The 9848-nt window shown below is 74.8% G+C and carries 11 protein-coding genes and 1 pseudogene; 8 read left to right on the top strand and 4 right to left on the bottom strand.

All coding sequences use genetic code 11. The features are described from left to right. Positions 1-1328 (top strand): hypothetical protein (locus IF37_RS0136900; protein ID WP_030753537.1); only part of this gene is annotated, 1328 nt, incomplete at its 5' end. 31 nt (positions 1329-1359) lie between these two features. On the opposite strand, the gene IF37_RS0136895 is transcribed toward IF37_RS0136900, so the two are convergent. Continuing rightward, positions 1360-2685, bottom strand: coding sequence for an ABC transporter substrate-binding protein (locus tag IF37_RS0136895; RefSeq protein ID WP_030753534.1), 1326 nt, complete (start codon positions 2683-2685; stop codon positions 1360-1362). Positions 2686-2802: 117 nt separating this feature from the next. Here IF37_RS0136895 and IF37_RS0136890 point away from each other — a divergent pair, with 117 nt between their 5' ends. Together IF37_RS0136890 and purU are read left to right on the top strand one after the other, a co-directional pair. After that, positions 2803-3303 carry a hypothetical protein gene (locus tag IF37_RS0136890; RefSeq protein ID WP_030753531.1) on the top strand — a complete coding sequence of 167 codons (501 nt, stop codon included), beginning with the start codon at positions 2803-2805 and terminating at the stop codon, positions 3301-3303. Between the two features lie 46 nt (positions 3304-3349). Further along, the gene (gene purU / locus IF37_RS0136885) at positions 3350-4234 is read left to right on the top strand and encodes a formyltetrahydrofolate deformylase (RefSeq protein ID WP_030753528.1); all 885 of its coding nucleotides are present in this window, start codon (positions 3350-3352) and stop codon (positions 4232-4234) included. 24 nt (positions 4235-4258) lie between these two features. Here the strand turns inward: purU and IF37_RS0136880 are convergent, their stop codons facing one another. Both IF37_RS0136880 and IF37_RS0136875 read right to left on the bottom strand, forming a co-directional pair. Beyond that, positions 4259-4771, bottom strand: a complete 513-nt coding sequence (locus IF37_RS0136880) for an EF-hand domain-containing protein (protein ID WP_030753524.1) — start codon at positions 4769-4771, stop codon at positions 4259-4261. 165 nt (positions 4772-4936) lie between these two features. Then, positions 4937-5317: an STAS domain-containing protein gene (locus IF37_RS0136875; RefSeq protein ID WP_030753521.1), complete on the bottom strand. Its 381-nt coding sequence runs from the start codon at positions 5315-5317 to the stop codon at positions 4937-4939. Between the two features lie 334 nt (positions 5318-5651). Between IF37_RS0136875 and IF37_RS0136870 the strand changes: the two genes are divergently transcribed. Both IF37_RS0136870 and IF37_RS0136865 read left to right on the top strand, forming a co-directional pair. Beyond that, positions 5652-6209: an RNA polymerase sigma factor gene (locus IF37_RS0136870; RefSeq protein WP_030753518.1), complete on the top strand. Its 558-nt coding sequence runs from the start codon at positions 5652-5654 to the stop codon at positions 6207-6209. Next, positions 6206-7642, top strand: a complete 1437-nt coding sequence (locus IF37_RS0136865; protein ID WP_253915957.1) for a zf-HC2 domain-containing protein — start codon at positions 6206-6208, stop codon at positions 7640-7642. Before IF37_RS0136870 ends, IF37_RS0136865 begins: the two co-directional genes overlap by 4 nt. Positions 7643-7684: 42 nt before the next feature. On the opposite strand, the pseudogene IF37_RS46265 reads toward IF37_RS0136865, so the two are convergent. Continuing rightward, positions 7685-7991, bottom strand: a pseudogene (locus IF37_RS46265) (cyclohexanecarboxylate-CoA ligase); the annotation flags it as partial. Here IF37_RS46265 and IF37_RS0136860 point away from each other — a divergent pair. The 3 genes from IF37_RS0136860 (at position 7927) to IF37_RS0136850 (ending at position 9681) form a co-directional block, all read left to right on the top strand. Next, positions 7927-8652 carry an acyl-CoA dehydrogenase family protein gene (locus IF37_RS0136860; RefSeq protein WP_253915956.1) on the top strand — a complete coding sequence of 242 codons (726 nt, stop codon included), beginning with the start codon at positions 7927-7929 and terminating at the stop codon, positions 8650-8652. The pseudogene IF37_RS46265 and the gene IF37_RS0136860 sit on opposite strands and share 65 nt — an antisense overlap. Before the next feature lie 399 nt (positions 8653-9051). Next, positions 9052-9189, top strand: coding sequence for a hypothetical protein (locus tag IF37_RS44730; protein WP_158727453.1), 138 nt, complete (start codon positions 9052-9054; stop codon positions 9187-9189). Between the two features lie 18 nt (positions 9190-9207). Further along, positions 9208-9681: an ATP-binding protein gene (locus IF37_RS0136850; protein ID WP_030753508.1), complete on the top strand. Its 474-nt coding sequence runs from the start codon at positions 9208-9210 to the stop codon at positions 9679-9681. Positions 9682-9848 lie beyond the last annotated feature (167 nt).

The raw sequence follows: 9848 nt of genomic DNA, 5'->3' as shown, positions 1-9848 counted from the left end.
GCCAGGCGCCCGGCTACGGCGGCCAGCCCGGTCCCGGTGCCTACGGCGCGGCCCCGCAGCCCGGGTACGGCACGCCCGGCGCGTATCAGCAGGGTCACGCCCCGCAGCCGTACCCGGCGCAGCCCGGCGGCCCCGCGCCGCTGCCGCCCGCCGTGCCGGACGCGTACCCGGCAGCGGGCGCCCCGCTGCCCCCGATGGCCGACGGCGCGACCCAGTACATCCCGCCGGTGCCCCCGGGGCCCGGTGCCGGTGTCTCCGTGCACGAGGCCGCCACCCAGTACATGCCGGCCGCGCAGGCCGGGCCGGACGACGGTGCCACCCAGTACATCCCGCCGGTCACCGGCGGCCCCGCGGCTCCCGGTGCCGACGCGGCCACCCAGTACATACCGCCGGTGCCGGGGGGCGAGGGGTACCCCGGCCGGGCGCCGGGGCAGGAGGCGCCCGCGCACTCCGACGCGGAGGCCACGCAGTACATCCCGCCCTACGCCGCCCAGGCACAGGGCGGGGACCGGCAGCCGCCCGCCGAGTTCGACAACCTCTTCCGCGGCGGCCCGACGGGCGACGACGGCCCGGCCGGCTCCACCCAGCAGCTCCCGGTGGTCCAGCAGCCGGACGCCTACCCCGGCCCGGCGCAGTCCTCGTACCGCCCGGCGCAGCCGTCGTACGACGCGGAGCCGGACGGCGGCGGGCGGCGCGGCGGCCGGTCGCGGGTGCCGGTGATCGCAGCCGTCGGCGTGGGGCTGGTCGTGCTCGGGGTGGGGGCCGGCGCGTTGCTCAGCACGGGTGGCGGCGGCAAGGACGGCAGCGACGACAAGACGGTCGCCGCCGCGTCCCCGGCGACCACCGAGGGCTCCGCCTCGCCCGCCGCCGACCCCGCCCGGGAGCAGGCGGTCGAGCTGGACAAGCTGCTCGCGGACAGCGGCAGCAGCCGGGCCTCGGTGATCCGGGCGGTGTCCGACGTGCGCGGCTGCGACAACCTCGACCAGGCCGCCGCCGATCTGCGGGACGCGGGCAGGCAGCGCGGCGAGCTGGTCACCCGGCTCGGCAAGCTGTCCGTGGACAAGCTGCCGGGCAACGCCGACCTGACGGCCGCGCTGACCAAGGCCTGGCAGGCGTCCGCCGCGGCGGACAACCATTACGCGGCCTGGGCCGGCCAGGCCAAGAGCCACAAGGTCTGCCGCAAGGGCCACGCCCGCACCACCGACGAGACCCAGGCAGGCAACCGGGAGAGCGGCACCGCCAGCACGCAGAAGACGAAGGCGGCGGCGCTGTGGAACTCGATCGCGAAGAAGTACGGCCTGACCCAGCGCCAGCCCACCCAGCTGTGACGCCCCGGACGGGCCCCGGCGCCGGGGCCCGTCACGGCACGTCGGCGTGTTCCAGGACCGCGGTCATGTCGGCGACGCCGTTCCGGCCGCCGATGTCCCGGCCGGCCGCGACCAGCTTGCCGTCCCGCACCACCTGGAGGGTGACGTCGGCGTTGACCAGCCGCGGGAGGCCGACCCCGGCGAGCCTGCCCGCGTAGGGCCAGTGCAGGGTCGGGGTGAGGCCGCCGGTGGAGACCCGCAGGCCGTCGTCGAGGGTGTGCCGCACGGTGTCGGCGCTCACCTCGCCGTCCCCGATCTCGTCCAGGGCGGCCTTGAGCACGGTGTAGGCGATCCACGTGGTCTGCACCCCGGCGTCCGCGGGATCGATGCGGTTGTCGCCGAACGCCTTCTGGTTGACGACCTTCTTCATCAGGTCCCAGCGGGGATCGGAGGCGACCGGGTACCAGCCGGTGATGTACGCCCCCTCGTACGGGCCCGACGCGCCGCCCGTCGCGTCGATCACCGTCTGGTCGACGCTGCCGAGCACGGTCGCCGTGCGCACGTCCGGGTAGTTCACGCGCTCGCGCCGGAAGGAGTCCATGAAGGTGTCGGTGCGGTCGCCGAGCGCGGGCACCACGCAGCCCTTCCCGGCCGGGTCCCCGGTCGCGTGGCGCAGCGCCCGTGCCGCCTGGTCGCCGTACTCGGTGGCGTCCTCGGCGGCGAGCTGGTCGCCGGCGTCCGCGTGGCCGCCGGCCTTCAGGCCCGAGTCGAGCACCACGGGCAGCTGGTCCCCGGCGATGCTGTCGGGGCGGACCAGGGTGACGCGGCCGCAGCTCGCGGCGAGGGCCTTGCCGAGGCCGGCCAGGAGGGCGGGCTGGCCGCCGTTGACCGGGTAGGACATGGAGCCGGTGAACTCGTCGTTGGTGACGCCGTAGCCGCCGATGTAGGGGATGCCGGCGCCCTCCAGCGGGGCGAGGTAGGAGTCGGCGAACTGGCTGTAGGAGCCGACGACCGCGACCACGCCCTCGGCCGCCGCGCGCTTGGCGCACTTCGCCGCACCCACGCTGTCGTTGTGGTCGTTGCAGGTCAGGACCTTGAGACGGCGGCCGCCGAGGCCGCCGTTGTCGTTGATCCACTTCGCGTAGGCGAGGGCCATCGCGGGCATGCCGGGCTTGTTGGTCGCCTCCGTGCCCTGAGGGGCCCAGGTCATCACCTTGACCGGGTCGTCCCCGGAGCCCCCCGTGACACCGGGGACGACCCCGCACGCGGCGGTGAGGGACGCACAGAGGGCCACGGCGCCCGCGGCGAGGGCGGTGGCTCTGACGGGGCGGGGGAGTGCGGGAAGGGGGCTCGTGCGCGTGCGTCGCCTGCCGGTCATGCACCCGCACGATTCCCTCACACCGCCAACCCGGGAGTGACCGGGGGTCGACGTACGGTGACGAGGAGGTGAATTGCGGGGGCAGGTGGGGGAGGTGCGGCGAAGAACGTACGATCGGTGACCGTGCAAGGTTCGGAGAACTCTTCCCGTCGCGGCCGCCGCTCCTCCACCATGGGCGGCATGCCCCTGAACGACATGCCGTGGTGGCGGTGGCGCAGCAATGTGCGCTCGGCGCTGCACATGCTCTCCGACCCGGTGTTCCAGCGGGACGTCTGGCTGGCCGGCGCCGACGGGTACGGCGACGTCACGGACGCCGTGTACCGGCTGGTGGAGGACACCTGGCTGGACAACTGGTCGGCCGAGAAGTACGTCGGCACCATATTCCGGGACTCGCAGGAGGCGGCGCTCGTCGACACCGCCGTGCTGCGGCTGCTGCGCATCATGCACCAGGTCGGACCGGACGCCCCGGTCGCCGCGTACCTGGACCACCCCGCCTGGCCGGAGGCGGTGCGGGCGGCGCGGGACGCGCACCTGCGCCTCGCGGCGAGCGACGGCGACGACCCGGACGAGCAGCCGAAGAGCCTGGAAGTGCTGCGCATCCTGACCCGGTCCGCGTAGCGGACGGCCGCCCGGGCCGGCGGACCGGTATGGGACCCTGTAGGGCATGACCGACCAGTCCGTCCCTTCCGCCGCCGCACCGGCCGACCAGTACGTCCTGACGCTCTCCTGTCCGGACAAAAAGGGCATCGTGCACGCCGTGTCCAGCTATCTGTTCATGACCGGCTGCAACATCGAGGACAGCCAGCAGTTCGGCGACCACGACACGGGACTGTTCTTCATGCGTGTCCACTTCTCGGCCGAGGCGCCGGTGACGGTGGACAAGCTGCGGGCGAGCTTCGCCGCGATCGGTGACTCGTTCCACATGGACTGGCAGATCCACGAGGCCGACCAGCGGATGCGCATCGTGCTCATGGTCAGCAAGTTCGGGCACTGCCTGAACGACCTGCTGTTCCGCGCGCGGATCGGCGCGCTGCCGGTGGACATCGTGGGCGTGGTCTCGAACCACACCGACTTCGAGGAGCTGGTGGGCTCCTACAACATTCCCTTCCACCACATCCCGGTCACCAAGGACAACAAGCCGGAGGCCGAGGCGAGGCTGCTGGAGCTCGTCCGCGAGGAGCAGGTCGAACTGGTCGTCCTCGCCCGCTACATGCAGGTCCTCTCCGACGACCTGTGCAAGCGGCTCAGCGGCCGGGTGATCAACATCCACCACTCGTTCCTGCCGAGCTTCAAGGGCGCGAAGCCGTACCACCAGGCGCACGCGCGCGGTGTGAAGCTGATCGGGGCGACGGCGCACTACGTCACCGCGGACCTGGACGAGGGGCCGATCATCGAGCAGGAGGTCGAGCGGGTCGGTCACGACGTGACCCCGGACCAGCTGGTCGCCCTCGGCCGCGACGTGGAGTGCCAGGCGCTGGCCCGCGCGGTGAAGTGGCACGCCGAGCGCAGGATCCTGCTCAACGGCCGCCGGACGGTGGTGTTCGCCTGAGGGCCGCCCCGGGAGCCCCGGGGCCTACTCGGACACCGTGAAGTAGCGCGCGAACGCCGGGACGATCTCGGCTTCGGCGGTCTTCCCGTCGCCGTCGGTGTCGAGGGCCGCGGCCACCGCCCGGGCCGTCCGGTCCGGCACGTGGAGCACCGTGAGGACGCGGGCCGTGTCGGCGACCGTGACGTGCCCGTCGGCGTCCGTGTCGGCCAGCGCCAGGGCCGCGTGCAGGAAGGGCCGGGCGATCTCGGCGAACCGGTCGGGGTTGTCGCGCAGCCGCTTGACCGCGCCGGTGACGAACTCCTCGCGGGTGATGCGCTGGTCGCCGTCCCGGTCGGCGATGCCGGCCATGCCCTGCCAGAACGCCTCCGCGCCGGCGTACAGCGCCTGCCCCTTGGCGGAGCGGGCGGGCACGGCGAACTCGGCGAGCAGCGCCTTGGCCGCCGCGCTGAAGTCCGCGCGGTCGATGTAGCCGTTGCCGTCCTGGTCGAAGGTGGCGAACCGGGCGGCGATCCTGCGCTCGTACTCGGTGCTGACCATCTGGGGCCGCCTTACGTGGGGGTCGTACCTGAGGGTCCGTCGGGTGGACCTGGCTGGAGCGTACGACGCGGGTGGCCGCCGGACGGCGGAAAACCGACCACTGTGCCGAGTTAGGGGGAACGCCGGGACAACTGTGTGGTCGCTCCGGGGTGCCGGGGCGGCCGCTCAGGCGGACAGCGGGTCCGTCGCGTCCGTGGTCGCCGCGTCCAGGTCGGGGCGGACGTCGAAGAGCCGGCGGACGCCGAGCGCGCCGAGGACGCGGTTGACGTGCGAGCCGTCCTCGGCGCCCCGGTCCGGCAGGATCAGCCGCAGCCGGCCCTGGCAGGAGCGGATCAGCCGGCGGGCGGCGATGAGCACGCCGACGCCGCTGGAATCGCAGAAGAACACGTCGGAGAGGTCCACGACGAGGTCGTGGTGTCCCTGCGCCACGACGTCGTGCACGCGCTGGCGCAGTACCGGCGAGGTCACCAGGTCCAGCTCGCCGGAGACCCGGAGCACGGTCCACTCGTCCTGTTCGACGCCGGTCACCTTGAATGCCACGGCCACGCCCCTCCGCTCGCCGGATCGCCCGGGACCGCCCGGAAACGGAAGCAGTTCCTACGTTCCATTTCGCGCGGCTGCCCACGGGCCGTTCCCTGAAACGTGATGCGGCAAACGGCAGTCGATCAACAAAGGGCCTCTTTTGGTCACTACCGATCCTGTTCGGTCAGAGGTGCCCGTGGCTCGTGTGAAGATCATGTGAAGGGGGCAGTATCACCTGCGGCGCTCCCAGGGGCGCACATTGGCACAAAGGGGCGTGTGCCGCCGTAGGTGCCGACTACATTCGAGAGGGCAGGACCGGCAGGCTGGACGGGCCGGACACGGCGAGGGGAGGGACCGCATGGCCGGGAACAACGCACCGCCCCGCTGGGACCGCAAGATGCAGCAGCGGCTCGCCCGCGGGGAGGCGGCCGCCCTCGGCGAGCTGTACGACCGCTTCGCCTCCCTCGTGCACAGCCTCGCCCACCGGGTCCTCGGCGACGAGGCGGCCGCCGACGCCGTCACCCGCGAGGTCTTCGCCCACGTCTGGGAGCACCCCGACACCTACGACCCCCGGCAGGGCCCGCTGCGCTCCTGGATCGCCGCGGTCACCCACCGGGTCGCCGTGCGGCGGCTGCGGGACCGGGAGGAACGGGAGCGGCCGCGCCGCGAGGAACTGGAGGGAACGGTCCGGCGCGCCTCGGTCGCCGCCCGCGCCGACTACATCGTCCACTCCATGCCGGCCCCGCTGCGCGCCGCCCTGGACCTGGCCTACTTCCAGCGCCGCGACTACCGCCAGACCGCGGCCGACCTCGGCGTCACCGAGGACGAGGCCCGCCGCCGGCTCCGCCTCGGCCTGCAACTCCTCACCACCGCCCACGACGCGGGCACCCCGCCGGGATACCGGGGTGCGGTGTGAACGGCCCGGACCGGTCCGAGGCGCACGACGGCCGCGACGGGGAGGCGCCCCGTCGGGACGGGGAGGCGCCCCGGCGGGACGGGAGCCGGCCGTGGGCGGACCGGGGCACCGGGCTCCGCGGCGCGGGGGACGGCGAAGGCACCGGCTCCGGTGGGCGCGCCGGCGGTTCGGGCGGCTCCCCGGACGGGACGGGCGGCCACGAGCCGTCCCCGGCGCCGCGCATACCCGTGCCCCGCGCCGTCGTGGCGGACGGCGGGCGCCCGCTGCCCGGCCCCGCCGACCCGGGGGACCCCGCGTCCGTGCCGCCCGAGCTGTCGCACGACATCCTGAAATCGCTGCTCGGCGCCTGGGCGCTGGCCGCCTGCTCGGCCGCGGAGACGGCGGCCGTGGAGGAGCACCTGGGCGACTGCGGCCCCTGCGCCGACGAGGCCCGGCGGCTGCGCGAGGCGGTCGGCCTGCTGCACCAGCCGGAGAGCCTGGACCTGGACCCCGCCCTGCGCACCCGGGTCCTGGAGAGCTGTCTGACCCGCCGGCCGCCGCGCATCCCGGTGCCCGGCTGGGCGGCGCCGTACGACGCCGAGGCCGCCCGTCTCGACGCGCTGCTCCAGGACTTCGGGGACGCCGAGTGGCACGCGCCGGTACGGCTGCGGTGGTTCGAGGACGACACCGCGACGAGCCGTCGAACCACCGTCGCCGGGGTGATCGCGCACCTGCTGGCGGTGGACGGGCTGATCGCCGTGGCGCTCGGCCTGGACGACCCGCTGGCCGGGACCGCCGGGGCGGCCGGGCCGGGCACAGCGGGGCCGGCCGGCCGCACGGAGGCGTTGTGGCGGGCCTCGCCCGGCCCGCCGACCCGGTCGGTGCGCGGGCCCTGGCGGGAGCAGAGCCACAGCCTGGTGCGGACGGTGTCCTTCACCGGCGGCCACGCGGGCGGACTCGCCGTGTCCTACGGCGACTTCACGCTGCCGCTGCACGACGCGATGCTGGACCGCGCCTTCGAGTGCTGGGCGCACGCGGAGGACATCGCGGACGCGGTGGACTACCCGTACCGCCCGCCGGCACCCCGGCATCTGAACCGGATGATCGGCCTGGCGGTCCGCCTGCTGCCCACGGTGCTGGCCGAGCGCCGCCGCGCGGGGCTGTCCGAGCCGGGCCGCCGCACCCCGCACCTGGTCCCGGCCGGCGCGCCCGGGCGCAGTCTGCGGCTGGAGATCGAGGGCGAGGCCGGCGGCGAGTGGTTCATCCCGCTGGACTCACCGGCGGCGGTCGGCTCGGCCGACTTCGAGGTGGCCCATCTGGCCCTGGACGGCGTGGAGTTCTGCAAGGTGGCGGCGGGCCGGATGCCGCCCGAGGACGCCGCGGTGGGCCAGTACGGCGACCGCCGGGCGATCCGGGACGTACTCTACGCGACGGCGAGCCTGAGCCGGATGTAGAGCGGGGGCCGGTGCCGCCCGGGTCAGGGGGCCGTGGCCGAGGGGAAAGGCCATCGAGCCCACGTCGTGCTCCGACAGCCTGAGCGCGTCCGCCGGGCAGGAGTCGGCGGCGAGCAGTGAACGGCCCGTACGCCCTTGGGGTCGGCGGTGGTGCCCGAGGACCAGTAGATCCAGCGGACCTGGGTGCCCTCGGCGGGGGCGGGGGCAGCACGGCCGGATCGCCGTCGGGGAGGGCGTCGTACGCCTCGAAGACGCCCCGGGCGCCCAGGCGGCGGGCCATCTCCGTGTGGTCGTGGCCGCGCCGGACGCCGGGTACGGCGAAGAACTCCGCCCGTGACCCGCGCAGCGCGGGCCGGTTCCTGCTGCCCGGACCGCTCGCGGCCACGCACCTCGCGGCCGGCGGTGTGCCCGGCGCGGCGGACGGGGAGACGGTCGTGGCGGCCGTCGACGGCGAACTGGTGGAGTGGCTGGACGCGGCGGACCCCGTGCGCGGGGACGCCACCGGCGCCGTACCGCTGCGCTCGGTGGACCCGCTCACCCCCCTGCACCGGGTGCCCGCCCCCGTTCCCCGGGGCGCCGGCCCGGTCCCCCGTGCCCCGGACCCGGTGGCCGTGCTGCTCACCGCCGCCGAGCAGCTGGGTACGGCCGGACGGGTGTGCGAGCCGGCCGTGCAACACGCCCGGACCCGAGAGCAGTTCGGGCGGCCGATCGGGGCCTTCCAGGCGGTCCGGCACCTCTGCGCGGACCTGCTGGTGCGGGCCGAGACCGCCCGGGCCGCCGTCTACGCCGCCGCCGTGACGGCCGATCCCGCAGACGTCGCCGCCGCCCGGCTGCTCGCCGACGAGGCCGCCGTGCGGGGGGCCCGCGACTGTCTCCAGGTGCACGGCGGCATGGGCTTCACCTGGGAGGCGGACGTGCACCTGCACCTGAAGCGGGCCTGGGTGCGGGCGCGGCGGGCCGGCGGGGACGCGTGGTGCGAGGGCCGGCTCGCCGCCGCGCCGACGGACTGAGCCGCGGGAGGCGTTCCGGGGGTGTCGCCCCGGCAAAGCTTTGGCCCACGATGTTGCGGATCGTGGCGCCCTGGGATCACGGAGCGTCGATATCCGGTCGTGTCCTGTCCGAGGTCCCGTCACGGCCCGGAGTCGGCACCCGCTCCGGTACCTTGTGGGGGATGCGAGTGGCTGCGCGGACGAGCCGGGCCGGTGATGCCCCTGGGGCGGTGCCGGGCCGCGCGGTGCGCGCCGCTGCTCGCGGGGCGGTCGGGGCTCTCGTTCCCCGTCTGTTCGACTCCCGGGCGCGAGCGTCGCACAGTATCCCGCACACGTACTCCTTGGCGCGGGAATATGCCCGAAGCGCTTGGCGACGTGACTGTACGTCAACCATGCTGGCGTGTAAGGGAGTCACAGTCCGTGACCCTCGCTCTGGCCGTTGTTCTGGCCATGCAGAAAATGGCTACGATCGTGGCCCTCGTCGTGATCGTCGCCGCGGCCGACGCCGTGGCGCGCGGATGGCGTGGGGTCATGTGTCCGCCGGTTCGGATGGTGTGAGCGGTGCAGGTGCTTCAAGTGCAGCTGGAGATCCGGCCCGACCCCACGGAGGTGGGACGGGCCAGGAGGTGGGCCCGCTCGCGGCTCTGCGGGTCGGGGATAACGGCCGACGAGCCGCTGGCCGAGACCCTGATCCTGCTCGTCTCGGAGCTGGTGACCAACGCCGTGGTGCACACCGGCCGGCCGGCCGTGCTGCGGCTCTGCCTGCCGGGTCCGGCGGTCGGCACGGGGACGACGGCGACGGTGCGGGTGGAGGTCACCGACACCAGCTCCCGCGCGCCCGTGCCCCGTTGCGCCGACGGTGACGCCACCGGCGGCCGGGGGCTGGCCCTCGTGGACTGTCTCGCCGACCGCTGGGGCTGGAGCCCGGAAGGTGCCGGCAAGAGCATCTGGTGCGAACTGGACCGCTGCGCGCAGTCCCGGGACGGCTCGGCGAGGGCGTACGGGGGCGGACCGGCCGCGTACGGGGGCCGCGCCTTCGAGGCGGTGTAACCGCCCGGCGCCCTGCCGCGCCGGGGACGCGACCCGGGGACGAGACCGTGCGCGGGCGCCGCGACCCGCGGTGCTCCCGTGAGCGCCCGTAACAGCGTTGACGTCCCCCCGGCGCCTGGTCAGGCTGGTGGTCGACGGCCCGCCGCGAGGGGGTGACGAGGACCCGC

The sequence above is a fragment of the Streptomyces sp. NRRL S-31 genome (genome assembly GCF_000718775.1).
Classification (GTDB): Bacteria; Actinomycetota; Actinomycetes; order Streptomycetales; family Streptomycetaceae; genus Streptomyces.
Note: the sequence above shows the minus strand (reverse complement) of the source record. Positions and strands in the feature narration are given on the sequence as shown.

Coding starts and splice junctions, on each gene's coding strand:
- IF37_RS0136895 (WP_030753534.1), bottom strand. CDS start 2,685: ATGACCGGCAGGCGACGCACGCGCACGAGCCCCCTTCCCGCACTCCCC.
- purU (WP_030753528.1), top strand. CDS start 3,350: ATGACCGACCAGTCCGTCCCTTCCGCCGCCGCACCGGCCGACCAGTAC.
- IF37_RS0136880 (WP_030753524.1), bottom strand. CDS start 4,771: ATGGTCAGCACCGAGTACGAGCGCAGGATCGCCGCCCGGTTCGCCACC.
- IF37_RS0136870 (WP_030753518.1), top strand. CDS start 5,652: ATGGCCGGGAACAACGCACCGCCCCGCTGGGACCGCAAGATGCAGCAG.